At 71.8% G+C, this 25,810-nt stretch carries 27 protein-coding genes; 9 read left to right on the plus strand and 18 right to left on the minus strand.

All coding sequences use genetic code 11. From position 1 onward, the window contains the following. Positions 1–15 precede the first annotated feature (15 nt). The 4 genes from ABTY04_RS15970 to ABTY04_RS15985 form a co-directional block, all read right to left on the minus strand. Positions 16–1,140 (minus strand): GuaB3 family IMP dehydrogenase-related protein, encoded by a 1,125-nt coding sequence (locus tag ABTY04_RS15970; protein ID WP_352213982.1) that lies wholly within the window; start codon positions 1,138–1,140, stop codon positions 16–18. Between the two features lie 194 nt (positions 1,141–1,334). After that, entirely contained in the window at positions 1,335–2,840 is a 1,506-nt protein-coding gene (gene guaB / locus ABTY04_RS15975) for an IMP dehydrogenase (protein ID WP_352213983.1), read from the minus strand. A 159-nt stretch (positions 2,841–2,999) separates the two neighbouring features. Next, on the minus strand, positions 3,000–3,629 hold the full coding sequence (locus tag ABTY04_RS15980; RefSeq protein WP_352213984.1) for a sigma-70 family RNA polymerase sigma factor: 630 nt from the start codon (positions 3,627–3,629) through the stop codon (positions 3,000–3,002). Between the two features lie 348 nt (positions 3,630–3,977). After that, entirely contained in the window at positions 3,978–4,589 is a 612-nt protein-coding gene (locus ABTY04_RS15985; protein WP_003948568.1) for a response regulator transcription factor, read from the minus strand. A gap of 378 nt (positions 4,590–4,967) precedes the next feature. Between ABTY04_RS15985 and ABTY04_RS15990 the strand changes: the two genes are divergently transcribed. Further along, a complete protein-coding gene (locus tag ABTY04_RS15990; RefSeq protein WP_352213985.1) occupies positions 4,968–5,294 on the plus strand; it encodes a WhiB family transcriptional regulator in 327 nt (108 codons plus the stop codon). Positions 5,295–5,394: 100 nt separating this feature from the next. On the opposite strand, the gene ABTY04_RS15995 is transcribed toward ABTY04_RS15990, so the two are convergent. Next, complete coding sequence (locus tag ABTY04_RS15995) at positions 5,395–6,294, minus strand: LysR family transcriptional regulator (RefSeq protein ID WP_352213986.1); 900 nt, start codon at positions 6,292–6,294, stop codon at positions 5,395–5,397. 88 nt (positions 6,295–6,382) lie between these two features. On the opposite strand from ABTY04_RS15995, the gene ABTY04_RS16000 reads away from it, so the two are divergent. The 3 genes from ABTY04_RS16000 to ABTY04_RS16010 all read left to right on the plus strand — a co-directional run bounded on the left by ABTY04_RS16000 (position 6,383) and on the right by ABTY04_RS16010 (position 8,754). Then, entirely contained in the window at positions 6,383–7,069 is a 687-nt protein-coding gene (locus ABTY04_RS16000; RefSeq protein ID WP_352214067.1) for an MOSC domain-containing protein, read from the plus strand. Positions 7,070–7,195: 126 nt separating this feature from the next. Beyond that, on the plus strand, positions 7,196–7,969 hold the full coding sequence (locus ABTY04_RS16005) for an SDR family NAD(P)-dependent oxidoreductase (protein ID WP_352213987.1): 774 nt from the start codon (positions 7,196–7,198) through the stop codon (positions 7,967–7,969). Between the two features lie 95 nt (positions 7,970–8,064). Then, the gene (locus tag ABTY04_RS16010; protein ID WP_352213988.1) at positions 8,065–8,754 is read left to right on the plus strand and encodes an ester cyclase; all 690 of its coding nucleotides are present in this window, start codon (positions 8,065–8,067) and stop codon (positions 8,752–8,754) included. A 118-nt stretch (positions 8,755–8,872) separates the two neighbouring features. Here the strand turns inward: ABTY04_RS16010 and groL are convergent, their stop codons facing one another. Together groL and groES are read right to left on the minus strand one after the other, a co-directional pair. Beyond that, positions 8,873–10,501, minus strand: coding sequence for a chaperonin GroEL (groL, locus tag ABTY04_RS16015; RefSeq protein ID WP_352213989.1), 1,629 nt, complete (start codon positions 10,499–10,501; stop codon positions 8,873–8,875). 129 nt (positions 10,502–10,630) lie between these two features. Further along, entirely contained in the window at positions 10,631–10,939 is a 309-nt protein-coding gene (groES, locus tag ABTY04_RS16020; protein WP_030154760.1) for a co-chaperone GroES, read from the minus strand. Between the two features lie 282 nt (positions 10,940–11,221). Here groES and ABTY04_RS16025 point away from each other — a divergent pair, with 282 nt between their 5' ends. The 3 genes from ABTY04_RS16025 (at position 11,222) to ABTY04_RS16035 (ending at position 14,920) form a co-directional block, all read left to right on the plus strand. Beyond that, on the plus strand, positions 11,222–11,926 hold the full coding sequence (locus ABTY04_RS16025; protein ID WP_352213990.1) for a response regulator transcription factor: 705 nt from the start codon (positions 11,222–11,224) through the stop codon (positions 11,924–11,926). Beyond that, on the plus strand, positions 11,923–13,392 hold the full coding sequence (locus ABTY04_RS16030; protein WP_352213991.1) for a sensor histidine kinase: 1,470 nt from the start codon (positions 11,923–11,925) through the stop codon (positions 13,390–13,392). The genes ABTY04_RS16025 and ABTY04_RS16030 overlap by 4 nt, the downstream gene beginning before the upstream one ends. Before the next feature lie 121 nt (positions 13,393–13,513). Next, positions 13,514–14,920 (plus strand): FtsW/RodA/SpoVE family cell cycle protein, encoded by a 1,407-nt coding sequence (locus ABTY04_RS16035; protein WP_352213992.1) that lies wholly within the window; start codon positions 13,514–13,516, stop codon positions 14,918–14,920. Between the two features lie 416 nt (positions 14,921–15,336). Here the strand turns inward: ABTY04_RS16035 and ABTY04_RS16040 are convergent, their stop codons facing one another. Together ABTY04_RS16040 and ABTY04_RS16045 are read right to left on the minus strand one after the other, a co-directional pair. Beyond that, positions 15,337–16,203 (minus strand): polysaccharide deacetylase family protein, encoded by an 867-nt coding sequence (locus tag ABTY04_RS16040; RefSeq protein WP_352213993.1) that lies wholly within the window; start codon positions 16,201–16,203, stop codon positions 15,337–15,339. A 14-nt stretch (positions 16,204–16,217) separates the two neighbouring features. Beyond that, positions 16,218–17,174, minus strand: coding sequence for a polysaccharide deacetylase family protein (locus ABTY04_RS16045; RefSeq protein ID WP_502996650.1), 957 nt, complete (start codon positions 17,172–17,174; stop codon positions 16,218–16,220). Positions 17,175–17,274: 100 nt separating this feature from the next. Between ABTY04_RS16045 and ABTY04_RS16050 the strand changes: the two genes are divergently transcribed. Then, positions 17,275–18,453 (plus strand): class I SAM-dependent methyltransferase, encoded by a 1,179-nt coding sequence (locus tag ABTY04_RS16050; RefSeq protein ID WP_352213995.1) that lies wholly within the window; start codon positions 17,275–17,277, stop codon positions 18,451–18,453. On the opposite strand, the gene ABTY04_RS16055 is transcribed toward ABTY04_RS16050, so the two are convergent. The 5 genes from ABTY04_RS16055 to tsaB all read right to left on the minus strand — a co-directional run bounded on the left by ABTY04_RS16055 (position 18,440) and on the right by tsaB (position 21,702). Next, on the minus strand, positions 18,440–19,069 hold the full coding sequence (locus tag ABTY04_RS16055; RefSeq protein WP_352213996.1) for a hypothetical protein: 630 nt from the start codon (positions 19,067–19,069) through the stop codon (positions 18,440–18,442). The two genes, ABTY04_RS16050 and ABTY04_RS16055, sit on opposite strands and share 14 nt — an antisense overlap. Positions 19,070–19,135: 66 nt before the next feature. Next, positions 19,136–19,408 (minus strand): hypothetical protein, encoded by a 273-nt coding sequence (locus tag ABTY04_RS16060; protein ID WP_352213997.1) that lies wholly within the window; start codon positions 19,406–19,408, stop codon positions 19,136–19,138. Continuing rightward, on the minus strand, positions 19,405–20,520 hold the full coding sequence (tsaD, locus tag ABTY04_RS16065) for a tRNA (adenosine(37)-N6)-threonylcarbamoyltransferase complex transferase subunit TsaD (protein WP_352213998.1): 1,116 nt from the start codon (positions 20,518–20,520) through the stop codon (positions 19,405–19,407). Before tsaD ends, ABTY04_RS16060 begins: the two co-directional genes overlap by 4 nt. Further along, positions 20,513–21,007, minus strand: a complete 495-nt coding sequence (rimI, locus tag ABTY04_RS16070) for a ribosomal protein S18-alanine N-acetyltransferase (protein WP_352214068.1) — start codon at positions 21,005–21,007, stop codon at positions 20,513–20,515. Before rimI ends, tsaD begins: the two co-directional genes overlap by 8 nt. A gap of 17 nt (positions 21,008–21,024) precedes the next feature. Then, positions 21,025–21,702 (minus strand): tRNA (adenosine(37)-N6)-threonylcarbamoyltransferase complex dimerization subunit type 1 TsaB, encoded by a 678-nt coding sequence (gene tsaB / locus ABTY04_RS16075; protein ID WP_352213999.1) that lies wholly within the window; start codon positions 21,700–21,702, stop codon positions 21,025–21,027. Positions 21,703–21,861: 159 nt separating this feature from the next. On the opposite strand from tsaB, the gene ABTY04_RS16080 reads away from it, so the two are divergent. After that, entirely contained in the window at positions 21,862–22,419 is a 558-nt protein-coding gene (locus ABTY04_RS16080; RefSeq protein WP_352214000.1) for a hypothetical protein, read from the plus strand. Between the two features lie 91 nt (positions 22,420–22,510). On the opposite strand, the gene ABTY04_RS16085 is transcribed toward ABTY04_RS16080, so the two are convergent. The 4 genes from ABTY04_RS16085 to alr form a co-directional block, all read right to left on the minus strand. Then, complete coding sequence (locus ABTY04_RS16085) at positions 22,511–22,702, minus strand: hypothetical protein (protein ID WP_352214001.1); 192 nt, start codon at positions 22,700–22,702, stop codon at positions 22,511–22,513. A gap of 203 nt (positions 22,703–22,905) precedes the next feature. Beyond that, positions 22,906–23,487 carry a tRNA (adenosine(37)-N6)-threonylcarbamoyltransferase complex ATPase subunit type 1 TsaE gene (gene tsaE, locus ABTY04_RS16090; RefSeq protein WP_352214002.1) on the minus strand — a complete coding sequence of 194 codons (582 nt, stop codon included), beginning with the start codon at positions 23,485–23,487 and terminating at the stop codon, positions 22,906–22,908. Further along, complete coding sequence (locus tag ABTY04_RS16095) at positions 23,423–24,622, minus strand: alpha/beta hydrolase (RefSeq protein ID WP_352214003.1); 1,200 nt, start codon at positions 24,620–24,622, stop codon at positions 23,423–23,425. The genes tsaE and ABTY04_RS16095 overlap by 65 nt, the downstream gene beginning before the upstream one ends. 18 nt (positions 24,623–24,640) lie before the next feature. Further along, entirely contained in the window at positions 24,641–25,777 is a 1,137-nt protein-coding gene (alr, locus tag ABTY04_RS16100; RefSeq protein ID WP_352214004.1) for an alanine racemase, read from the minus strand. Positions 25,778–25,810 lie beyond the last annotated feature (33 nt).

A 25,810-nucleotide genomic window follows, 5' to 3' on the forward strand; every position in this document is an offset into this window, starting at 1 on the left:
TTCTCAGCGTGTGGATCAGCGGCGGTGCTGCGAGTCCGCGACGGTGACCTCGACCCGCTGGAACTCCTTGAGCTCGCTGTAGCCCGTGGTGGCCATCGAGCGGCGCAGCGCGCCGAAGAGGTTCATCGAGCCGTCCGGGGTGTGCGACGGACCGGTGAGGATCTCCTCGGTGGTGCCGACGGTGCCCAGGTCGACCTTCTTGCCGCGCGGCACGTCCTCGTGGACGGCCTCCATGCCCCAGTGGTGGCCCTTGCCGGGCGCGTCGGTGGCACGGGCCAGCGGGGAGCCCATCATCACGGCGTCCGCGCCGCAGGCGATGGCCTTGGGCAGGTCGCCGGACCAGCCCACGCCGCCGTCGGCGATGACGTGCACGTAGCGGCCGCCGGACTCGTCCATGTAGTCGCGGCGGGCAGCGGCCACGTCTGCGACGGCGGTGGCCATCGGGACCTGGATGCCGAGCACGTTGCGCGTGGTGTGCGCGGCGCCGCCGCCGAAGCCGACCAGGACACCCGCTGCGCCGGTGCGCATCAGGTGCAGGGCCGCGGTGTACGTGGCGCAGCCGCCGACGATGACCGGGACGTCGAGCTCGTAGATGAACTGCTTCAGGTTCAGCGGCTCGGCGGCGCCGGAGACGTGCTCCGCCGAAACGGTGGTGCCACGGATCACGAAGATGTCCACGCCCGCGTCGACGACCGCCTTGGAGAACTCGGCGGTGCGCTGCGGGGAGAGCGCGGCGGCGGTGACGACGCCGGAGTCGCGGACCTCCTTGATGCGCTGCCGGATCAGGTCCGCCTGGATCGGGGCGGAGTAGATCTCCTGGAGACGACGGGTGGCGGACTCCTCGTCCAGCTCCGTGATCTCGTCGAGCAGCGGCTGCGGGTCCTCGTACCGGGTCCACAGGCCTTCGAGGTTCAGCACGCCGAGGCCGCCGAGCTCGCCGATGCGGATGGCGGTCTGCGGGGAGACGACCGAGTCCATGGGCGCGGCGAGGAACGGGAGCTCGAAGCGGTAGGCGTCGATCTGCCAGGCGATCGAGACCTCCTTCGGGTCCCGCGTACGCCGGCTCGGGACGATGGCGATGTCGTCGAACGCGTACGCCCTGCGGCCGCGCTTGCCGCGCCCGATCTCGATCTCAGTCACGTGTGGTGGCCTTTCCTCTGGGTCTGCCTGTCCAGTATCCCCGAATGCCGGGGGCCCGCGTTCCGGTGACCGCTGTACGGACGGCCCGGTGCTCCGGACGACGTGCGCGCGGGGTGCGTACGACGTACGTGCCGGGGCGGGCACGGCGAAGGGGCGGGCCCGTCCGGGCCCGCCCCTTCACTCGGTCACTCCGATCAGCCCTTGCGGCTGTAGTTCGGCGCCTCGACCGTCATCTGGATGTCGTGCGGGTGGCTCTCCTTGAGGCCCGCCGACGTGATGCGGACGAAGCGGCCGCGGTCCTGGAGCTCCGGCACCGTGCGGCCGCCGACGTAGAACATCGACTGGCGCAGGCCGCCCACGAGCTGGTGCACGACCGCGGCGAGCGGGCCGCGGTACGGGACCTGGCCCTCGATGCCCTCGGGGATGAGCTTGTCGTCGCCGCCCACGCCCTCCTGGAAGTAGCGGTCCTTGGAGAAGGAGCGCTGGTCACCGCGGGACTGCATCGCGCCGAGCGAGCCCATGCCGCGGTACGACTTGAACTGCTTGCCGTTGATGAAGAGCAGCTCGCCCGGGGACTCCTCGCAGCCCGCGAGCAGCGAGCCGAGCATCACCGTGTCGGCGCCCGCGACCAGCGCCTTGGCGATGTCGCCGGAGTACTGGAGGCCGCCGTCGCCGATGACCGGGACGCCCGCGGCCTTGGCGGCGAGGGAGGCCTCGTAGATGGCGGTGACCTGCGGGACGCCGATGCCGGCGACGACGCGGGTGGTGCAGATGGAGCCGGGGCCGACGCCGACCTTGATGCCGTCGCAGCCGGCGTCGATCAGCGCCTGGGCGCCGTAGCGGGTGGCGACGTTGCCGCCGATGACGTCGACGGAGGAGTTCGACTTGATCTTGGCGACCATGTCGCCGACCAGGCGGGAGTGGCCGTGGGCGGTGTCCACGACGATGAAGTCGGCGCCCGCCTCGATCAGGGCCTGGGCGCGGTCGTACGCGTCCCCGGCGACGCCGACCGCGGCGCCGACCAGGAGGCGGCCGTCCTTGTCCTTGGCGGCGTTCGGGTACTTCTCGGCCTTGACGAAGTCCTTGACCGTGATGAGGCCCTTGAGGATGCCCGCGTCGTCGACCAGCGGAAGCTTCTCGATCTTGTGGCGGCGCAGCAGCTCCATGGCGTCCACGCCGGAGATGCCGACCTTGCCCGTGACCAGCGGCATCGGGGTCATGACCTCGCGCACCTGGCGGCTGCGGTCCGACTCGAAGGCCATGTCGCGGTTGGTGACGATGCCGAGCAGCTTGCCCGCGGGGTCGGTGACCGGGACGCCGGAGATGCGGAACTTCGCGCAGAGCTCGTCGGCCTCGCGCAGCGTCGCGTCGGGGTGCACCGTGATCGGGTCGCTGACCATGCCGGACTCGGAGCGCTTGACCAGGTCGACCTGGTTGGCCTGGTCGGCGATCGACAGGTTGCGGTGCAGTACGCCGACGCCGCCCTGGCGGGCCATCGCGATGGCCATGCGGGCCTCGGTGACCTTGTCCATGGCGGCGGACAGCAGGGGAACGTTCACGCGCACGTTCCGGGAGATGAGGGAGGAGGTGTCGATCTCATCCGGCGCCATGTCGGACGAGCCCGGCAGAAGCAGGACGTCGTCGTACGTGAGGCCGAGTGTGGCGAATTTGTCGGGCACTCCGTCGGCGTTCACAGTCATGACACCTTCCCAATGGTCTTGCTCAGCGCGGGTCTCCATGCTAACGGGATCGCGACGCGTCTCATTCCACGAGCTGGTTCAAGCCCAAGTTTCGTGGCTTCCTACTATTGATCGTCACCGTACCGATCATCGAAGGGATCACGGCCCTCGCGGCGGCGGCTACTGCTCGGCGAGTGCGCGCAGCCTGCTGAGCGCACGGTGCTGGGCCACCCGGACCGCACCGGGGGACATCCCGAGCATCTGCCCGGTCTCCTCGGCCGTCAGTCCGACCGCCACCCGCAGCACGAGGAGCTCGCGCTGGTTCTCCGGAAGGTTGGCCAGCAGTTTCTTCGCCCAGGCGGCGTCGCTGCTCAGCAGCGCCCGCTCCTCAGGACCCAGCGAATCGTCCGGCCGCTCGGGCATCTCGTCGGAGGGCACGGCCGTGCTGCCCGGGTGCCGCATGGCGGCCCGCTGCAGGTCGGCGACCTTGTGCGCGGCAATGGCGAAGACGAAGGCCTCGAAGGGACGGCCGGTGTCCCGGTAGCGCGGCAGCGCCATCAGGACGGCGACGCAGACCTCCTGCGCGAGGTCCTCCACGAAGTGGCGGGCGTCACCCGGAAGCCGCGACAGCCGGGTGCGGCAGTAGCGCAGGGCCAGCGGGTGCACGAAGGCGAGCAGGTCGTGCGTGGCCTGCTCGTCGCCCTCCACCGCCCGGCGCACGAGCGCGCTCACGGCCCCGGCGCTGCCGCTTTTGGCGGCGCCGGTGGAGCCTGTGGCCGCGGGTGACCCCGGGGCCTCGTCGTCGCGCATCAATCCATGGTGCCTTGGCGCCGGAGCATTCGCGGCACCACGGCCCGTGTTGTGCATCGAAGCGTTATGAGCGGGTGCGCCTGAGCTCGTCACTGCGCCCTCCCCTCCCGCTCGACCGAATACTCCCCGAGGCCCCATCCCAGAAAATGCGCCACACCTCAAGCATGCGGCATCGCGCGCGAAGCGACACGTCCCCCGGATTGTGCCCCGCCAATCCCCGGGTACGCACGGGGTGCGACGGGACGGAAACAGCCCGGAACGGATCGCGGTCGGCGGGCGTGCACCGCGCCGCCCCGCCCGCCGGTGGCGGACGGGACCGCTCTCAGCGTCCGGCCTGCGGGCTGGCGGTCAGCGGACCAGGCCCCAGCGGAACCCGAGCGCGACGGCGTGCGCCCGGTCCGACGCACCCAGCTTCTTGAACAGTCGGCGGGCGTGCGTCTTGACCGTGTCCTCGGAGAGGAAGAGCTCGCGCCCGATCTCCGCGTTGGACCGGCCGTGGCTCATGCCTTCCAGGACCTGGATCTCGCGGGCGGTGAGCGTGGGCGCGGCGCCCATCTCGGCCGAGCGGAGCCGGCGCGGGGCCAGGCGCCAGGTCGGGTCGGCGAGGGCCTGGGTGACCGTGGCCCGCAGTTCGGCGCGCGAGGCGTCCTTGTGCAGATAGCCCCGGGCGCCGGCGGCGACCGCGAGGGCCACGCCGTCCAGGTCCTCGGCGACCGTCAGCATGATGATGCGGGCGCCCGGATCGGCCGAGAGCAGCCGGCGCACCGTCTCCACACCGCCGAGCCCCGGCATCCGTACATCCATCAGAATCAGGTCGGAGCGGTCGGCACCCCAGCGGCGGAGGACTTCCTCGCCGTTGGCAGCCGTCGTCACACGCTCGACGCCGGGCACGGTGGCAACCGCGCGACGGAGCGCCTCTCGGGCAAGCGGGGAGTCGTCGCAGACGAGGACGGAAGTCATGACCGCCCTCCGCAGCTGCTGATGCGCGTCACCTTGAGCCTCCAGGCTGGTACGTATCGTCACCTGTGCGGTCGATGCCCTCGGACACCCGTCCGGGAACTTCTTGGTTCAACCGCCTTCGCACTCTCAACGATGGTCACTCGAAAGAGTTACGGGTCGGACGGACACCTTCGGCACTCTACGTGAGGGTGCGATCACGACACGGCCGCCACTGCCACATGTCCTCCATCTGGAGCTATGCCCTATTTGGCGGCTTTCCTTCCGTTTGGCATGTGTCTGAGGCTAGATTCCCAATGAGTCATATTTACATCTACTACGACAGTAGGTGTGGAGACTTGGACCGTATCCGTCTCAGTACCGGCACCAAGAGGACTACCCATGGCAGATTTCTCCCGCCTCCCCGGACCGAACGCCGACCTCTGGGACTGGCAGCTGCTGGCAGCCTGCCGGGGGGTCGACAGCTCCCTCTTCTTCCACCCTGAAGGCGAGCGGGGCGCGGCGAGGAGTGCGCGCGAGGCCTCGGCTAAAGAGGTCTGCATGAGATGCCCGGTGCGCTCGGAATGCGCCGCGCACGCACTGGCCGTCCGCGAGCCCTACGGGGTGTGGGGCGGCCTCACCGAGGACGAGCGCGAAGAACTGATGGGGCGCGCCCGCCATCGCCTGATCCCCGCGTCGAGCACGATCGGACCCGTCCCTCCACCCTGACCCGCAGGCTCGCCGAACGCCTGAAGGAACGTTTCCTCAACCCGCGCGGACCGGAACGCCACGCGCCGCCACGCACCGCCCTGCGGCCGGCGCGTGGCGGTCAGCGCGCCGCGGCCCGTTCCAGCTGGTCCAGGGTCGCCGCCACGGCCGGTACGCGGGCCAGGTCGGGCAGGGTCAGCGCCACGACCTCCCGTTCCACGGCCGGTTCCACGGCCACCGTGCTGACGCCCTTGGCCCGTACGGACTCCACCGCGAGCTCCGGCAGCACCGCGACGCCCAGTCCCGCGCCGACGAGGCCGACCACGGCCGGGTAGTCGTCGGTCGCGAAGTCGATGCGCGGGGTGAAGCCCGCCGCCTCGCACACCTCCACCAGATGGCGCCGGCAGCGCGGACAGCCCGCGATCCAGGGCTCGTCGGCCAGTTCCGCCATGCCCACCCGTTCGGCCCCGGAGAGCCGGTGCCCCTCGGGCACCAGCCCGACGAGCCGGTCCGTGAGCAGCGGCCGCACCACGAGGTCCTCCCACTCGGCGGCCGAGCCGGTGGCCCCGCCGTAGCGGAAGGCCAGCGCCAGGTCGCAATCGCCCTCGCGCAGCATCTCCACCGACCGCGGCGGCTCGGCCTCGACCAGTGAGATCCGCGTACCGGGGTGCTCGGCGCGCATCGCGGCCAGCGCCGTCGGCACCAGCGTGGAGCTCCCGCTGGGGAAGGACACCAGCCGGACCCGGCCCGCGCGCAGCCCGGCGATCGCCGCGACCTCCTCCTCGGCGGCGGTCAGCCCGGCGAGGATCCCGGCGGCGTGCCGGACCAGGGCCGTACCGGCCTGGGTCAGCCGCATCTCGCGGCCGGCCCGGACGAGCAGCGGGGTGCCGGCCGACTGCTCCAGCGCCTTCATCTGCTGGGAGACGGCGGGCTGGGTGCAGCCGAGCTCGCGGGCGGCGGCGGAGAAGGACCCGGTGCCGGCCACGGCGCGCAGCACCCGGAGATGACGTGCCTCGATCATCCTTCGAGCATAAGCCGTGCTTTGACGGCGGCGCGAATACTCCCGCGCCCCTTTGAGAGGGCTGGGCTAGCGTGTCCCCATGACCCCCTTGCATGTCGTCTCCGTGAACCTCGGCCGCGCGACGGCCGTCGACTACACCGATGCGGAGGGTGGTGTGACCGGCATCGGCAAGCGCCCCGTCCCCGGCCCGGTCCGCGTGTCCGCCCCGGGACCCAAGGGCACCGGCGCCGGCGGCCTCGAAGGCGACGCGGTCTGCGACCTGCGCCACCACGGCGGGGACCACCAGGCCGTCTACGCCTACGCGCGGGAGGACCTGGACTGGTGGGAGGGGGAGCTGGACCGCGAACTGCCCGCCGGGCTCTTCGGCGAGAACCTCACCACCTCCGGCATCGATCTGACCGGTGCGCTGCTCGGCGAGCGCTGGCGGGTCGGCGCGGGCCTCGTCCTCGAAGTGGCCTCGGCCCGGATCCCGTGCCGCACCTTCCAGGGCGCCCTCGGCGAGAAGGCCTGGGTCAAGCGGTTCACGCAGGCCGCGCGGCCGGGTGCTTACCTGCGCGTGGTCCAGGAGGGCCCGGTCTCCCCCGGCGACTCCGTCGAGATCGTCCATCGCCCGGACCACGACGTGACGGTGGAGCTCTGGTTCCGGGCCTTCACCACCGACCGGTCGCTGCTGCCGCGCACGCTGGCGGCGGGCGGGGCGATGGAGCCCCGGGCGCACGAGAAGGTCCGCTCGTACATGGCGAAGCACGAAGTGCGGGAAGCGGCCCGGGAGTAGGGCCAAGGTAGCCGGAAGTAGCGGTTCCGCAGCGGGAAGCGACGACCCGCGACGCGAACCGTCACGAAGGGGTACCGCCCGGCGGGCTCCCCTTGAGCTGTCACCGAGGACGGCTAGGTTGCGCCTATGACGACTGCGTTGATTACGGGATCCACGGCGGGCATCGGCGCCGCATTCGCCCGGCGGCTCGCCGCCCAGGGCCACAACCTCGTTCTGGTGGCCCGCGACACGAAGCGGCTCGGCGAGCAGGCCACCGAGCTGCACGACCGGCACGGCATCGAGGCCGAGGTGCTGACCGCCGACCTGTCCACCGACGAGGGCATCGCGGCGGTCGAGCAGCGTCTCGGCGACCGTACGCACCCGGTGGACCTGCTGGTCAACAACGCGGGCTTCGGCAACAAGGGCCGTTACCTCGAAGTCTCCATGGCCGACGAGCTCACCATGCTGAAGGTGCACATCGAGGCCGTCCTGCGGCTGACCTCGGCGGCCACCGCTTCGATGCGCTCGCGCGGCCGCGGCGGCGTCGTCAACGTGGCCTCGGTGGCGGCCTTCGTGCCGCGCGGCACGTACGGGGCGAGCAAGGCCTGGGTCGTGCAGTTCACCCAGGGCGCGGCGAAGGACCTGGCGGGATCCGGCGTACGGCTGATGGCGCTGTGCCCCGGCTTCGTCCGGACCGAGTTCCACCAGCGGGCAGGCATGGGAACGGACAACATCCCCAACTGGATGTGGCTGGACGCAGACAAGCTGGTGGCCGCGGCCCTGGCCGACCTGGCGCGCGGCAAGACGGTCTCGATCCCGGATCCGCGGTACAAGGCGCTGATGGGCTTGGTGAAGCTGACGCCGCGCGGGCTGCTGGGCGGGGTGTCCTCGCGTACGGGCCGCAAGTACGGTCCCCAGTAGCCGAAGTGACCTCCGGGTAGGCCGGTCCGGAAACCGGCCTAACGGGTGAAAACTCCCTAAACTGGGACGTGTCCCATCCAGCCCGGGAGAGCGCCATGACATTCGTACAAATAGTCGATTACGAGACCAGCAGGCCGGAGGCCGTCAACGAGGTCATCGACCGGTACCTGGCGAAGACAGAGGGCAAGCGCACCGTGTCCCACTCCGTGGTGGGCAAGGACCGTGAATCCGAAACGCACTTCGTCGACGTCGTCGAATTCCCGTCGTACGAAGCGGCCATGAAGAACTCTCACCTCCCGGAAACGGACAAGATGTTCCAGGAGATGGTGGCCCTCTGCGACGGGATGCCCCGGTTCACCAACCTGGACGTCATCCGCGACGAGCACCTCAACACGCTGCTCGCGAACCGCATGTACGACGACGTCGCCATGAAGGGCGACATGTCCGCCGTGGACGAGATCTTCGCGGCGGACTACCGGGACCACGACATCAGCAACCCCGTGGACAAGATCGGCCGCGAGGGCATCCGCGAGGACGTCGGGATGTGGCGCAGCGCCTTCGACTTCACCTTCACGCGGGACGCCCAGATGGCGCAGGACGACTACGTCACCACGCTGTGGACCTGGACCGGCAAGCACAAGGGCGAGTTCATGGGGATCGCCCCGACCGGCAAGACCTGCACGATGACCGGCACGACGGTCTTCCGGTGCGAGGACGGAATGATCAAGGAAGGCTGGTGGCACTACGACGCCATGCGCCTGATGCGGGAACTGGGCGCGATGTAATCGCCTCTCGCATCCCGCCGCCACGGGAAAGGCCCCGGTCACCACCGCTCTGGCAGCGGCGACCGGGGCCTTTCTCCGTTCAACTACTCAGCTGTTCAGCCGTTCAACCACCAACGGGTCAGTGGCTGTGGCCGTGACCGTGGCCGTGACCGGCGTCGGCCTCTTCCTCGGCCGGCTTCTCGACGACCAGGGTCTCGGTCGTGAGCAGCAGGGAGGCGATGGAAGCGGCGTTCTCCAGCGCGGAGCGGGTGACCTTGACCGGGTCGATGACGCCGGCCTTGACCAGGTCGCCGTATTCGCCGGTGGCGGCGTTGAAGCCGTTGCCCTTCTCCAGCTCCGCCACCTTCGAGGTGATGACGTAGCCCTCAAGGCCGGCGTTCTCGGCGATCCAGCGCAGCGGCTCGACGGCGGCGCGGCGGACGACCGCGACACCCGTGCCCTCGTCGCCGGACAGACCCAGGTTGCCCTCCAGCACCTTCACGGCGTGGACGAGCGCGGAGCCACCGCCGGAGACGATGCCCTCCTCGACCGCGGCGCGGGTCGCCGAGATGGCGTCCTCAAGGCGGTGCTTCTTCTCCTTGAGCTCCACCTCGGTGGCGGCGCCGACCTTGATGACGCAGACGCCGCCGGCGAGCTTCGCCAGGCGCTCCTGCAGCTTCTCGCGGTCCCAGTCCGAGTCCGTGGACTCGATCTCGGCCTTGATCTGGTTGACGCGGCCGAGGACCTCGTCGGAGCTGCCGGCACCGTCGACGATGGTGGTGTCGTCCTTGGAGATGGTCACGCGGCGCGCGGAACCGAGTACGTCCAGACCGGCCTGGTCGAGCTTGAGGCCGACCTCCTCGGCGATGACGGTGGCACCGGTGAGGGTGGCCATGTCCTGGAGCATCGCCTTGCGGCGGTCACCGAAGCCGGGGGCCTTGACGGCGACCGCGTTGAAGGTGCCGCGGATCTTGTTGACGACGAGGGTGGAGAGCGCCTCGCCCTCGACGTCCTCGGCGATGATCAGCAGCGGGCGGGAGCCGCCGGCCTGGATGACCTTCTCCAGCAGGGGCAGGAGGTCCTGGATGGAGGAGATCTTGCCCTGGTTGATCAGGATGTACGGGTCGTCGAGGACGGCCTCCATACGCTCCTGGTCGGTGACCATGTACGGCGAGAGGTAGCCCTTGTCGAAGGCCATGCCCTCGGTGAACTCCAGCTCCAGGCCGAAGGTGTTGGACTCCTCGACGGTGATGACACCGTCCTTGCCGACCTTGTCCATCGCCTCGGCGATGAGCTCGCCGACCTGCTGGTCCTGCGCGGAGAGCGCGGCCACGGCGGCGATGTCGGACTTGTCCTCGATCGGGCGGGCGGTCGCGAGGAGCTCCTCGGACACGGCCTTGACCGCGGCGTCGATGCCCTTCTTCAGGGCGGCCGGGGAAGCACCGGCGGCGACGTTGCGCAGACCCTCGCGGACCAGCGCCTGGGCCAGCACGGTGGCGGTGGTGGTGCCGTCACCCGCGATGTCGTTGGTCTTGGTCGCCACCTCCTTCACGAGCTGCGCGCCCAGGTTCTCGTACGGGTCGTCCAGCTCGACCTCGCGGGCGATGGTGACACCGTCGTTGGTGATGGTGGGGGCGCCGAACTTCTTGTCGATGACGACGTTGCGGCCCTTGGGGCCGATCGTCACCTTGACCGTGTCGGCAAGCTTGTTGACGCCGCGCTCGAGGGCGCGACGGGCGTCCTCGTCGAACTTCAGGATCTTCGCCATGTGAGCGGTTCAGCCCTCTCGAAAACTCGGGTTTAACGAACTGCGCCCCTTGCCGCCCGGCAATCAGCGGGGTGACCAGGGGCGCAGCTCAAGCAATACAGATGAAGCGAAAGACGTTTGACGTCTTACTTACTTCTCGATGATCGCGAGCACGTCGCGAGCCGAGAGGACGAGGTACTCCTCGCCGCTGTACTTCACTTCGGTGCCGCCGTACTTGCTGTACAGCACGATGTCGCCGACGCTGACGTCCAGCGGGAGACGCTGGCCGTCCTCGAAGCGGCCCGGGCCCACGGCGAGGACGACGCCCTCCTGGGGCTTCTCCTTCGCGGTGTCCGGGATGACCAGGCCGGAGGCCGTGGTCTGCTCGGCGTCGAGCGGCTGGACCACGATGCGGTCCTCAAGCGGCTTGATGGCAACCTTGGAGCTGGTGGTCGTCACGATCCGACCTCCCCCTTCGGAGATCTCACGGGGCTAACTGTCTGTGGTGGCGACCAGGTGGATCCGTCGTCGCGGGTGCCGGACCTGCCCGTCGCTGTGTTGGCACTCACCGGGGGCGAGTGCCAGGTGCGAGACTATTCCGGCGATTAGCACTCGGTCAAGCGGAGTGCCAACACGCTCCGCTGGACCGCCCGGATCCGGGGCCGCACCCGGCCCCGGGCGGCCCGGCTCCCGGCAGCGGGGCCGGGCCGGGTGGGCCGGGGGGTATGTGACGCTTGGGGCGTGCGCATTCTCGTGGTCGAAGACGAAGAAGGCCTCGCCGAGTCCCTGCGGCGCGGCCTCTCCGCCGACGGCCACTGGGTCGACGTCGCCCACGACGGCCACCGCGGCCTGGACCTCGTCCGCACCGGGTCGTACGACGCCGTCCTGCTCGACCTGATGCTGCCCGGCCTCAGCGGCTACGAGGTCTGCTCCCGCATGCGGGCCGACGGCGACCCGACGCCCGTGCTCATGCTGACCGCCAAGGACGGCGAGTACGACGAGGCCGAAGGCCTCGACTCCGGCGCCGACGACTACCTCACCAAGCCGTTCTCGTTCGTCGTCCTCGCCGCCCGCCTCCGCGCCCTCGCCCGCCGGGCCGCGGCCGGAAACGGGGCCGGGCCCGGGGACCCCCACCGCACCCTCCAGGCCGGCGACCTCTTCCTCGACCCCGCCGGCCGCCGCTGCCGCCGCGGCACGCACGACATCGAGCTCACCGCCCGCGAGCTCGGCGTGCTCGCCTGCCTGATGGAACAGCCCGGCCGGGCCGTCGCCAAGCAGGACATCCTGGACCAGGTATGGGACACCCCGCACGCCATCGACCCGAACATCGTCGAGGTGTACGTCTCCTCGCTGCGCAAGAAGATCGACGCCCCCTTCGGCCGGCGCTCGATCCTCACCGTCCACGGCACCGGCTACCGGATGGCCCCCGACGGCGGCCCGGCGTGATCCGGAGGGCGGGCGGCCCCAGGCCGCTGCGGCGCCGCGCCGCCCTGGCCGCCGCCCTCGCGATGGCCGCCGTCCTGGCCGCCGGCGGGCTGTGGCTGTACGCCCTGCTGCGGGCCAACCTCCTCGACAACACCACCAACCGCACCGAGCTCGCCGCCCGCAAGGTCGCCGCCCAGCTCGACGGCCGCACCCTCCCGCCCGGCGGCCGGCTGCCGGCGCCGGAGAGCGGGGTGGACCTGGTCCTCGTACGGGACGCGCAGGGGCGGACCGTCGCCTCCACCGGGGCCCTCGGGGACGCGCCCGACCTCGGCGGCCTGCGCCCGCCCGCACCCGGCACACCCGGTGACGACTCCCGCTCCGCGGTCCTCCCGCCCGCGCGCCCCGGCGCGGAACGGCGCGCGGTGGTCGTGGTCGAGGCGCCGGGAGCGCACGAGGTGTACGCCGTCACCGTGCTCGGCGACGTGGACGACGCGACCCGGGCCATCGCGCTCGGCCTGCTGGCCGGCGCACCCCCGCTGATCGGCTTCGCGGCGGCGCTGGCCTGGTGGGTGACGGGGCACGCACTGCGTCCGGTGACCGCGATCCGGACCGAACTGGCGGCGGTCACCGCCAGCGAGCTGAACCGGCGCGTTCCGGATCCGGGCGGGGCGGACGAGATCGCCCAGCTGGCCCGGACCGTCAACGACACCCTCGACCGGCTGGAGCGGTCCGACGCCCGGCAGCGGCAGTTCACCGCGGACGCCTCGCACGAGCTGCGCAATCCGCTGGCAGCGGTCCGGTCCCGGCTGGAGGTGGCCCTGGACCGCCCCGACCGGGAGTCGGTCGCGGCCGCACTGGCCGATACCGAGCGGCTCCAGCGCATCGCGGCGGACCTGCTGCTGCTGGCCCGCCTCGACGGCGGCCCGGCCCCGCGGGCCGAGCCGGTGGACCTGGCGCTGCTGGCCGCCGAGGACCTTGCCCGGCGCCCGGCGCCCCGGGTCGCGCTCCGGCTGGACGCGCCGGCGCCCGTACCGGCGGCCGGGGACCCGGCGCGGCTGGAGCGGGCACTGGCCAACCTGGTGGACAACGCGCTGCGGCACGCCCGGACGGAGGTCGTCGTACGGGCGGCCACCGAGCCGTCCGCGGAGCGCGACGGCTGGGCGGTGCTGGAGGTCGGGGACGACGGTCCGGGCATCCCGGAGGCCGACCGGGACCGGGTCTTCGAGCGGTTCGTCCGGCTGGACCCGGACCGCGGCCGCGCCAGCGGCGGTACGGGCCTCGGCCTGTCCATCGCCCGCGAGATCGCCCGCGCGCACGGCGGCGACGCCCGTGCCCTGCCGTCGGCCGCGGGCGGCGCCCGCCTGGTCCTGCGCCTGCCCGCCGGGGACCGCGCGGGGACCCGGCCCCGAGTCGACCCCGAGCGGGGCGTGGAGCCTTCACGACACCGCCCGTGGAGCGGTTCGGAAGGAACCACGGGGAGGACATAAACGTCATAGACGATATGAAGCTAAAGCGCCTCATTGCCGAGCAGATCGGACCAGAGCCCTCCGCATCCGCGGCCGCTCCGAGCCCGAGCAGCGGCTCCGCCATCGACGGTGTCGGCATCCCGTGCGTGGACTGAGGCCGCTCACGGCGGCGGGCGCGCGCCGCCGCACCGAGGCGCTGCTCCTTCTTTTCGTCGTCGCCCTCACCGTCTTCGGGCACGCGAACGCCGGCCTGGCGATGAACGGCGCGCTGCCCGCCAACCTCAGCGGCTTCACGATCAGCATGACGCTGCTGGCGCTGGTGGGGCACCTGGGCGTGCGCCGGTTCGCGGCGTACGCGGATCCGCTGATCCTTCCGCTCGCCATGCTGCTGACGGGGCTCGGGCTGGTACTGATCCACCGGCTCGACCAGAGCTACATCGAGCGGTACGGGGGCGATCCGAACGCCCCCGACCAGCTGATGTGGACGGTGGTCGGGGTCGCCGCCTGCCTGCTGGCGCTGGCACTGCTGCCCGACCACCGCATGCTGCAGCGGTTCATCTACATCACGATGGCCGTGTCGCTGGTGCTGCTGATAGCGCCGGTGTTCTTCGGCGCGGACAGGTACGGCGCGAAGCGCTGGATCATCCTGTTCGGCTTCTCGATCCAGCCCGGCGAGTTCGTGAAGATCATGATCTCGGTCTTCTTCGCGGGCTACCTGGTCATCCACCGGGACTCGCTGTCCCTGACCGGCCGCAGGTTCCTGGGCATGCGCCTGCCCCCGATGCGCCAGCTCGGGCCCATCATCACGGTGTGGATCGTGTCGCTGCTGGTGCTGGTCTTCGAACGCGACCTGGGTACGTCGCTGATCTTCTTCGGCGTGTTCGTGGTGATGCTGTACGTGGCCACCGAGCGCACGAGCTGGATCGTGACCGGCCTGCTCATGGCGGGGGTCGGCGCCTTCGTGGTGGGCTCGACGGAACCGCACGTCAAGGGGCGCGTGGCCGCCTGGCTGGAGCCTCTGTCGTACTACTGGAAGGACCGGCCGCCGGGGGTCGTCTCGGACCAGTCCGCGCAGGCGCTGTTCAGCTTCGGCACGGGCGGCATGTCGGGCACTGGCCTCGGGATGGGCCACCCGGAGCTGATCGCGTTCGCGGGCCGCAGTGACTTCATCCTGACCACGGTGGGCGAGGAGCTCGGGCTGGCCGGGGTCATGGCGGTACTGATCCTGTACGCGCTGCTGGTCCAGCGGGGGCTTCGGATGGCCCTGGGCGCCCGCGACCCGTTCGGGAAGCTGCTGGCGGTGGGCCTGTCGGCGGCGCTGGCGCTCCAGGTCTTCGTGGTGGCGGGCGGGGTGACGGGCCTGATCCCGCTGACCGGCAAGGCGCTGCCGTTCCTGGCGAAGGGCGGCTCGTCCCTCCTGGCCAACTGGATCATGATCGCCCTGCTGCTGCGCATCAGCGACAGCGCGGAACGCCAACGCGAGGCGGACGCCCGCGGCCCGGCGGAAACGACGATCACGCCGTTGGTGGGGTCCGGGGCCCGGGGGTGAGGGTCGTCGAGCGGCCTGCAGCCGCCCGACAGGCGCACGCGGTGTGGCCGTAGGCGGCCCATGTCCAGCCCCGGACGGCCGCCGGACGCCAAGCAAGAGAAGCGCGTAGCGATCTGACGCGTCCACGGCCCGCCCGGCACCCGATGGGCATCTCGCCGCTGCCTGGTGCAGGTTGACTGGCCCGGACTCGGAATGGGGCGGATATGGGCCCTTGAGGGGCCCGCGGCCCCGTCACTGACCCGGCTCGGTGGGCCCGAGGAGCCGGGGTGCGGATAACCGGGACTGCTGGGCGGCATCTCTGATCGGCAACGGCCTGGACATGCCCCCCCCGGACACTCCACCGACACCGCCCCTCCGACTCGCACCCCTAGCGCCCCCGGGATCCTGCGGCCCCCCGGGATCCTGCGGCCCGCCCGTCAGAGGTAGTCCTCCAGGCGGCCTATGCGGTAGCCCTGCTCCTGGATGCGCTGGAGCATGCGGGTCGTCATCTGGATCTCCGTCGCGCCCTTGAGCTCCGACGGGCCGCGGAAGTGGGCCAGGATGATGTCGCCCGGTTTGAGGGCGGAGCCCTCGGCGTACTGGAAGTTGTTGATCTGCATCGACACGCGCCACAGGACCACCTGCGAGATGCCGCATTCGGCGGCGGCCTTGAGGGTGTCGTCGTTGTAGTTGCCGTACGGCGGGCGGAAGCGGGTCGGCTTGGTGCCGAAGCGCTTCTCCAGGTGTTCCTGCTGGCCGCATATCTCCTTCTTCTGCGCCGCGAAGGGCAGGGTCCGGAGGTTCGGGTGCGTCAGGGTGTGGTTGTTGATCGTGCTGTTGGAGCCGTTGTCGCGGAGCTTCTCGAAGTGGCCGTAATCCGACGAGGCTATGTTGTCCGTCAGGAACATGCTGATCGGCAGCTTGAGGTCGGCCGCCATCTTCAGGAACTCGGGATCCTTCTCCGCGCCGTCGTCGAAGGTCAGGAAGACGACCTTGTCGGTGGGCGGGACGGGTATTCGGTCCACCACCTGGACCTTCCCCGGGGTCGCCGGCGGGAGGGCGGGCTTCTGGGCCGGCTTCGGGGCGAACTGGAGGGGGGCCGACAGACCCCACTTCTTGTACGCCTCGTCGCCCGCGGCCGCCGAGGCGGCCGGCTGCGACGAGGGCGGCTGCGACGCGGACGACGACGGAGTCGGATGCTGCTCCGCCGTCTTGCGCCCCAGTCGCTCGATCGGGTCCACGCTGTTCCCGCATCCCGTCAGGGACAGCGCGAGCGCGCCGGCCGCCAGCGTTCCGGCTGTCAACCGGCGCGTGTGCCTCACAAGTAGTCCTCCAGGCGAGCCACGGCATACCCCTTGTCCGTGACGGTCTTCATGACATGACGGATCATGTCAGGCATGGTGCCCTTCCAGTCCTCCCGGCCTCGGAAATGAGTCAGGATGATGTCCCCGGGGTGGAGGTCGCGGTCCCATTCCCGCCAGTCCATGCGGTTCGGGAAGGCCTCCTCGTTCCAGAGCGGGACGGCCTTGATGCCGCAGGACTTCGCCGCGCGCAGCGTGTCCTCGTTGTAGTTGCCGTACGGCGGGCGGAAGAGCGCCGGCCGCTTGCCGAACTGCTTCTGGATCATGTCCTGCTGGCCGCAGATCTCCTCGTGCTGCTGCTCGTACGAGAGCGCCGGGAGGTACCGGTGGTTGAGCGTGTGGTTGTTCAGGGTGACGCCGGCGGCCTGCATCTGCTTGAAGTACGGGTAGTTGTCGCGGATGAGGTAGTCGCTGAGGAACGCCGTGTACGGGATCTTCAGCTCCTGCATCATCTTCAGGAACTCGGGGTCCTTCTCCGCGCCGTCGTCGATCGTCAGGAAGACGACCTTGTCCTCCGTGGGGACGGTGGTGAAGACCGGCGGGAGGTCCTCGCCGCCCTCGACCTCGAAGCCTTCGCGGGTACTGATCTCCGGCTTCGTCTTCGGGGCCGCCGGTGCGACCAGCGGCGGCCTGGCCAGCCCCCACTTCTTGGCCACGGCGATCCGGGCCTGCTGGGCGGCCTTCAGCTGCTCGGCCGAGCCGGCCGCGCCCGCCGCACCCGCCGCCTCGGTGCCCTGGCCCGCCTTGGCGCCCTTGGTCTTGGCGGGCGCGCCGGAGTCCGCGGAGGAGCCGCATGCCGTTCCGAGGGCGGTGACCAGCAGTGCGGCCAGTGCCACCCCGACCCGCCCGCGCGGACCCGCCGCGGACCGGTGACCATGGAGCGTCTTATGTTCCTTTTGTCTTACTAGCTGCATAGCAGCGCATCCTGGCACCCGCCCCACACACCGGCCCGCCGACACCGCCGACGGAAGACGACCTTCCACCGGGTGGCCCACACTGACCGACAATGAACCGGTGACCCCCGAAGACTTCGCCGCGCTCCTCACCCCCGAGGGCCGCGCCCTCCTCGACTCGCTCCGCGCGTACGACCCGTCCCAGGAACTCGCCGTCGCCACCCGGCTGCGCCGCGAGCACCCCGCCGAACTGGTCTCCGCCGCGCTCGGGCAGGCGCGGCTGCGGCAGCGCGCGGTGGCGAAGTTCGGGGCCGAGGACGCGTTCCGGATGTACTTCACGCCCGGCGGCGGTGAGATGGCCACCCGTGCGTCGGTGGCCGCGTACCGCGCCGAGCGGCTCGCGGAACTCGGCGTGCGCAGCGTCGCCGACCTGTGCTGCGGCATCGGCGGGGACGCCCTCGCCCTGGCCCGGCTCGGCATCCGCGTGCTGGCGGTGGACCGGGACCCGCTGACCGTCGCCGTCGCCCGCGCCAACGCCGAGGCGCTGGGGCTGGCGGACCTCGTCGAGGTCCGCGAGGCGGACGTGACCGACGTGGACACCTCCGGGTACGACGCCGTCTTCCTCGACCCCGCCCGGCGCGGCGGCCGCGGGAGGATCTTCGACCCCGAGAGCTACTCGCCGCCGCTGTCGTGGGCCGTCGAGGCCGCCCGTACGGCCGAGTACGCCGCCATCAAGATCGCCCCCGGGATCCCGCACGAGGCCGTGCCCGAGGAGGCGGAGGCCGAGTGGATCTCGGACCAGGGGGACGTGAAGGAGGCCGTGCTGTGGTTCGGGACCGCGCCCGGTACCGTACGCGCCACCCTGCTGCCCGGCCCGCGCACCCTGCACACCGCCGATCCGCTGCCCGATCCCGCGGCCGGGCCGGTCGGCCGCTACCTCTACGAGCCCGACGGCGCCGTGATCCGCGCCCACCTCGTGGCCGAGGTCGCCGAGCAGCTGGACGGCCGGCTCATCGACCCGACCATCGCGTACGTCACCGCCGACGAGCTGCGCGCGACGCCGTACGCCACCGCGTACGAGATCACCGACGTGCTGCCCTTCGGCCTCAAGAAGCTGAAGGCGCTGCTGCGCGAGCGCGAGGTGGGCATCCTGACCGTGAAGAAGCGCGGTTCGGCCATCGAGCCCGAGGAGCTGCGCAAGAAGGTCAAACCGCAGGGGCCGCACTCCGCGACCGTCTTCCTGACCCGGGTCGCGGGCGCCCCGTCGATGCTGATCGGCTCGCCGGTCAGCGCACCGTAGGCCCGCCGCGGAAGACGCGCACGGCCCACCGGTAGTGCGCGCCGGCCTTGCCGAGGCCCAGCAGGCCCGTGATCCACAGGATCATGCCGAGGCCCATGAAGTAGGTGACCTCGCCGTACGTCGTGGCGCCCGGGCGGGCGGACGCCGCGGACCCGAAGGTCACGTACAGCCCGAACGCGCCCAGCGCGAAGGAGGCCAGCAGCCAGGTCAGACTCAGCCCCGGGGCGCGGACACCGGCGTCAGCGGCCGGATCCCGGTCCGACTCGGCCCAGGCGCACATCAGTTGGCGTACCCGCCGGTCGCGCTTGGCGCCCCGGGCGAACCAGAATCCGGCCGGGATCAGCACGCCCGCGCCGAGCAGGGCGAAGATGAGGCCGAAGACGTACGCGAGCGGCTCGCCCGGCGTCTCGAAGGACATCAGGGCCATGCCGACGAAGGACCAGCCGAGCGCGAAGACCGCGGCGACCGCCCAGAGCAGCAGCAGCCGCCCCGGGCCCAGGCTGCGCCGGCCCAGCTCCTTCAGGAACCGTGCACGGTCGGCCCGTACGGCGCTTTCGTCCAGCCAGGCGCGCATGTGGGCGGGAGGCGGCGGAGGCGGCAGGTCGCGGCGAGGCATGCACATGACCATATCGGCACCGCGCCACAGACCCGGTCCGGGGACGCTCGAAAGCGCCCCGGAGTGTCAACTGCCGCTGGTTTCAACCGACTCGAACCGCCAGCGGTGCACCGGCCGGGTGATCAGATCGGCGGCCGGCTCCGGCAGTTCGGGCAGTTCGGCCGCCACGCCTTCGGCCGCCTCCCACCAGGTGACGACCAGTACCCGGTCCTGCGGGGCCCGCAGCAGCTCGCGACGCACCGGCTCGCGCGCGAGCACCTGCGAGCGGGCCCACTCCAGCAGCTCGTTGCCCCGGCCGGCGGCGGCCCGGGCCTCCCACATCAGCGCGACGGTGCTCATGAGTAGAGGTTGTCCTTGCTCAACTCGTGCACGTGGTCGTGGTCCTGGGTGTGCGCGTGCCCGTGCGCGGCGCCCGGCACGTGCGGGTCCGTCACCGGCAGCGAGGAGTCCGCCGACAGGTCCCAGTCCGAGGCCGGCCGGTTCCGCTTGACCATCTCGGCACCCAGCGCCGCGACCATCGCGCCGTTGTCCGTGCACAGCTTCGGCCGCGGCACGCGCAGGATGATCCCCGCGTCGTCGCAGCGCTCCTGCGCGAGCGAGCGCAACCGGGAATTGGCCGCCACGCCGCCGCCGATCATCAGGTGGCCCACGCCCTCGTCCTTGCACGCGCGGATCGCCTTGCGCGTCAGCACGTCCACCACGGCCTCCTGGAAGGACGCCGCCACATCGCGCACCGGCACCTCCTCGCCCGCGTTCCGCTTCGCCTCGATCCAGCGGGCGACCGCCGTCTTGAGCCCGGAGAACGAGAAGTCGTACGCCGCGTCGCGCGGCCCCGTCAGCCCGCGCGGGAAGTTGATCGCCTTCGGGTCGCCCTCCCGTGCGAGCCGGTCGATGACCGGGCCGCCGGGGAAGCCCAGCTGCAGCACGCGCGCGATCTTGTCGAAGGCCTCGCCCGCCGCGTCGTCGATGGTCGCGCCCAGCGGCCGTACGTCGGAGGTGATGTCCGGGGCGAGCAGCAGCGAGGAGTGCCCGCCGGACACCAGCAGCGCCATGGTCGGCTCCGGCAGCGGCCCGTGTTCCAGCTGGTCCACGCAGATGTGCGAGGCCAGGTGGTTCACCCCGTACAGCGGCTTGCCGAGCGCGTACGCGTACGCCTTGGCCGCCGAGACGCCCACCAGCAGGGCTCCGGCGAGGCCGGGACCGGCCGTGACGGCGATGCCGTCGAGGTCGCGGGCGCTGACCCCGGCTTCCTTGAGGGCGCGGTCGATGGTCGGGACCATCGCCTCCAGGTGCGCCCGGGAGGCGACCTCGGGTACGACGCCGCCGAAGCGCGCGTGCTCGTCGACGCTGGAGGCGATCGCGTCCGCCAGCAGCGTGGTGCCGCGGACCACGCCGACGCCGGTCTCGTCGCAGGAGGTCTCGATACCGAGGACGAGCGGTTCGTCAGCCATGGGTCTCACCTTGTACGGGTCCGTCTACGGTTACGGAGCTAGCGGGATCGGAATGACGCATCACGAGCGCATCGACGTTGCCGGGCTGGTAGTAGCCCCGCCGGAAGCCGATCGGCTCGAAGCCGAAGCGCTCGTAGAGCTTCTGGGCCCGGGCGTTGTCCACCCGCACCTCCAGCAGCACCTCGGCGCACTCGAATGCGGTGGCCGCGCGCAGCAGGTCGGTGAGGAGCCGGGCGCCGAGCCCGGTCCCCCACTGGTCGCGCGCGGCCGCGATGGTCTGTACGTCGGCCAGGCCACCGGCGGCGGCCAGCCCGGCGTAGCCGGCGAGACGGCCGGTCCGAGGGTCCTCGGCGACCACGTAGCGGCGCGTGGCGTGCGGGCCGCGGGCGTGGGCGAGCTCGGACCAGAACATGCCCGCGGACCAGGCGTCCTCGGGGAACAGCTCGTGCTCCAGTTCCAGCACGGGCTCGATGTCCCACCAGCGCATCTCGCGCAGTACTGCTGTCACTGCGGGGTGACCACCTTGTAGTTCTTCGGGACCTGCGCGTCGGGCCGGCGCAGGTACAGCGGCGCCGGGGGCAGGCCCTCGGCGTTCTCGAAGGGCGCACCGGCCGCGAGCCGTTCCGCGGCCAGGGACGCGAGGGCGGCGGCGCTCTGGTGCTCGGGGGCCCGCGCGTCCGTGAAGACGTCCGGGTACAGGAACGCGCCCTGGCCCACTGCGGGCAGGCCGGCGACCTGCTCGGCGATGTCGGCCGGGCGGTCCACGGCGGGCTCGCCGACGCGGGTGCGCGGGTCCTCGTACCGGGCCCAGTAGACCTCCTTGCGCCGTGCGTCGGTGGCGACGGTGAAGGGGCCCTCGATCCCGGCGGCGCCCGCGGCGTACGCGAGGCCGTCGAGGGTGCACAGGCCGTGCACGGGGATGCCGAGCACGGTGGCGAAGGTGGAGGCGGTGACGAGGCCGACGCGCAGCCCGGTGTAGGGGCCGGGGCCGACACCGACGACGATGCCGGTGAGGGCGTCGAGCTTCAGCCCGGCCTCGGCGAGGACCTTGTCGACGGAGGGCAGCAGGAGCTCCCCGTGGCGGCGGGCGTCGACCTGGTTCGACTCGGCGAGGACGGACTCGCCGTCGTGCAGGGCGACGGTGACGGCGGGCGTGGCGGTATCTACAGCGAGCAAGAGCACGCGAACAGCCTACGACTCCGGGGGGCCGGGCCCTCGCGGCCGGTCGCAGGGCACCCCGGCTGCTACCTTCGACCCAGGTATCGGCCGAGGTCCGGGCCCGGGCATGCCGTGCCCGGCCGGCGCCCCGGCACAGGGGAAGCACGGGAGAGGTGGAGCAAGGTGGCACGCAGCAGCTCGGGAATCGTGGCCGGGCTCACCGTAGCGGCAATCGCCGCCGTCGGCTTCCTCGGCTACCAGGCCTCCGCGACCGCGCCCGCGCACCCCGCGAAGGCGGCCCCGCAGGCCGCGACGCCCGCCCCCGTCCCGTCCGCCCACGCGGCCGACCCGGCGAAGCCGGTGGCCGTGCCGGCCGAATCCGGCACGGGCTCGCGCGTCGTGTACTCGGTGGGCCTGAAGCGGGTGTGGCTGGTCGGCGAGAGCGGGCAGGCGCTGAAGTCGTTCCCGGTCAAGCCCAGCACGGCGCACCCGAAGCCGGGCACGTACCTGGTCAACTCGCGCGCCGGCACGGCCACCGGCTCGGACGGGGTGCCGATCGAGCACATCGTGCGGTTCGCCACGGCGGACGGTGTCGTGGTCGGGTTCAGCTCCCGGGTGGACGGCCAGATGCCGGAGCCCGACCCGAACAAAAAAACCGGCGGCATCCGCATGACGCGGCTCGACGGCGATGCGATGTGGGCCTTCGCAACGACCAACTCGAAGGTCGTCGTCGTCCCCTGACCGGAGCCCGCCGCGGTTCACCCGAACGGGCTACCCGGTATACGGGCCGACGGGACCGGCGGACCCGCACAGCACTGCGCGGACGGACTTCTCAGGCCGCCTCGGACTCCGGGGCGGCCTGCTCGCGTACGTCCGTCGCGGCCGCCTCGCAGGTCCCGGGCGCGTCCGGGGCGTCCTGCCGTACGGGCGGTGTCGAGACGGCGGTGGCGGCCGCGCCCGCTGCGAGCAGCGCCCCCACGGACACGACGGGGCGCGGGTGTCGCTGCACTCCTGCTGCGGACATGGGTGCCTCCTGGCCCGGGGCCGGCCCGTACTTAGGTACGCCTAACCGGCCCTCCGTACCATGTCACCATGCCCGGCTCCGTCGGCGCAATATCTTGCCGACGAGTTGTCGGTACGTTTTCCCGGGGCTCCCCCGGGCTCTCCGGTTCCTCCGGTCCCCTGTTCCGCCGGTTCCCGGTTCCCCTGGTCCCCTGTTCCGCCGGCCTACCGCGCCGGGGCCACCGCGGACAGGGCCGCCAGTGCGTCCGGCCCGGACCAGCGCGCACCGATCCCGCGCACCGAGACCTCCCGTACGTCGTCCAGGACCTCCTCGTGGCCGACCGCCCGCGCGATCACCACGTGCAGCCGGTCGTCGGAGAGCTCCTCGACCTTGCCGTCGCCCCACTCCACGACGACCACGGACTCGGGCAGCGAGACGTCGAGGTCCAGGTCCTCCATCTCGTCCAGCCCGCCGCCGAGCCGGTACGCGTCCACGTGCACCAGCGCCGGGCCGCCGCTCAGCGAGGGGTGCACCCGGGCGATCACGAAGGTCGGCGAGGTGACGGCACCCCGTACGCCCAGTCCCTCGCCCAGGCCCCGGGTCAGCGTGGTCTTGCCCGCGCCGAGCTCCCCGGTCAGCAGGACGAGGTCGCCGGGGCGGAGCAGGCCGGCGAGGGTGCGGCCCAGCTCCTGCATGGCCTCGGGCGAGTCGACGGTGATGCGGGCCTCGGCGTCGGGGACCTCAGGTCCCTGCTGCGGTGCCTGACTGCGCGGTGCCCGCGGCGCTTCCAGCGGTACTTCTTCCATGCCCGCCAACGTTAGTCGCTGCGGGGACCGCGCCCGTGCGCGCCAGCAGGTCGGTCAGCATCCCGGTCACCTGGTCGGGGTACTCCAGCATCGAAAGGTGCCCGGCGGACTCCAGGACCACGAGCTCGGCGGCGGGCAGTGCGTCCTTGATGGCCTGGCTGTGCGCGGCGGGGGTGACCATGTCGCGGTCGCCGGCGATCACGGTGACGGGGATGTCGGCGAAGCGCTGGAGGGCGGCGCTCTTGTCGTGGATCTGGAAGGCCGGGTAGAACTCGGCGACCACGTCGATCGGGGTGGCCTCGATGAGCCGTTCGGCGAAGCGTGCGACCCCGGGGTCCACCTCGCGGGGCGCGCCGAACGAGTACATCTTGATCATGCCGGCGAAGAGGTCGGCCGTGGCCCGGCGGCCCTTCTCCACCAGCTCCGCCTGCGAGCCGAGCACCTTGAGCACGGGCGGCAGGATGCGGCGTACGGCCCCCATGCCGACCGAGGGCAGCCCGTACGTCACCTGGTCGAGGTGCCCGCTGGACGTGTTGACCAGGGCGACGGCGATCACCCGGTCGCGGATGAGCTCGGGGAACTGCTCGGCGAGCGCCATGACGGTCATTCCGCCCATCGAGTGGCCGACCAGGACCAGCGGGCCCTCGGGCGCGGCGGCGTCGATGACGGTCTTCAGGTCGCGGCCGAGCTGATCGATGGTCACGCGCTCGCCGTCGGCCTGGGCGAACCCGCGTGCGCTGCGGCCGTGGCTGCGCTGGTCCCAGTACACGGAGCGGACCAGTCCGCGCAGGGCGGCGCGCTGGAAGTGCCAGGAGTCCTGGGCGAGGCAGTAGCCGTGGCAGAAGACGACGGTCGCGGCGGCCTGGCCCTTGCGGCGCAGCCGGGGCCGCTTCTTCGGGCCCTCGGGCAGCTCGTCGACCTCGTGGTAGAGCTCGGTGCCGTCCTCGGCGTAGCAGGAACCCGCGGTCCCGCGCAGGGATCCGTAGTCCCCGGCGGCGTCGAGCGCGAGGCGGGCCTTTCGGCGCATGCCGCGGCCGACCGTGATCCGTTCGACCGCGACCCCGGCCGCCGCGCCTGCGGCTATCACGCCGATCGCGGCGCCGGCCCAGCCGGCTTTGCGCCAGTTCTCGCTCACGCCGTCCTCACTCCGCCCTCAGCCGTTGCGATAGACCCGGGGAACGCGCACCCCGACACGGGTGACGATCTCATAGGCGATCGTGTGTGCCGCTTGAGCCCAGTCCTCGGCGGTGGGCTCGCCGTGCTCGCCGGGGCCGAAGAGGACGGCCTCGTCCCCGGCCCGCACCAGGTCGCTGCCCAGGTCGACGACGAACTGGTCCATGGCGACGCGGCCGGCGACGCGGCGGACCTTGCCGCCGACGGAGACCGGCCCGCGGTCGGAGGCGTGCCGGGGGATGCCGTCGGCGTACCCGGCGGGGATGAGGGCGAGGTTCGTCTCGCCTTCGGTGACGTAGTGGTGTCCGTAGCTCACCCCGTGGCCGCCGGGTACGGTCTTGACCAGCGCCACGGAGGCCTTGAGGGTCATGGCGGGCCGCAGGCCCAGCTCCTCGGCGGTGCCGAGCTCGGGGGCCGGGGACACGCCGTAGACGGCGATGCCGCAGCGCACGAGGTCGAAGTGGCTCTCGGGCAGGGTCAGGGTCGCGGGCGAGTTGGCGATGTGCCGGACCTCCGGCTCGACCCCCTCCTTCTCGGCGTACGCCAGCATGTCGCGGAAGGCCGCCAGCTGGAGCGGGACGGAGGGGTGGCCGGGCTCGTCGGCACACGCGAAGTGGGACCAGACACCGGTGATCCGGACGGTGCCCTCGGCCTGGGCGGCGACGGCCGCGCCGACGAGCTCGGCCCAGTCGGCGGGCTGGCAGCCGGCCCGGCCGAGGCCGGTGTCGGCCTTGAGCTGGATCCTGGCCGGGCGCTCGGCGGCGTGCGCGGCCTTGCGCACCTCGTCGAGGGCCCACACCGCGCTGACGGAGATGTCCAGGTCGGCCTCGACGGCCGCCTGCCAGGGCCCGTCGGGGGTCCACAGCCAGCACATGATCGGCCCGCCGATCCCGGCGGCGCGCAGGGCGAGCGCCTCCTCGGGGGTGGCGGTGCCGAGCCAGGTGGCACCGGCGTCCTGGGCCGCGCGGGCGCAGCGGACCGCGCCGTGGCCATAGGCGTCCGCCTTGACGACGGCCATCAACTCGGACCGGGGTGCCCGCGCGCGCAGTGCGCGGACGTTCGCCCGTACGGCGTCAAGATCGATCTCGGCGTACACGCGCATCGGTGTCTCGTTCATCGCCCCCAGTCTCTCAGAGCCCGGCCCTGGCCC

It is taken from the genome of Streptomyces sp. NPDC097981, from assembly GCF_040302565.1.
Taxonomy (GTDB): domain Bacteria; phylum Actinomycetota; class Actinomycetes; order Streptomycetales; family Streptomycetaceae; genus Streptomyces.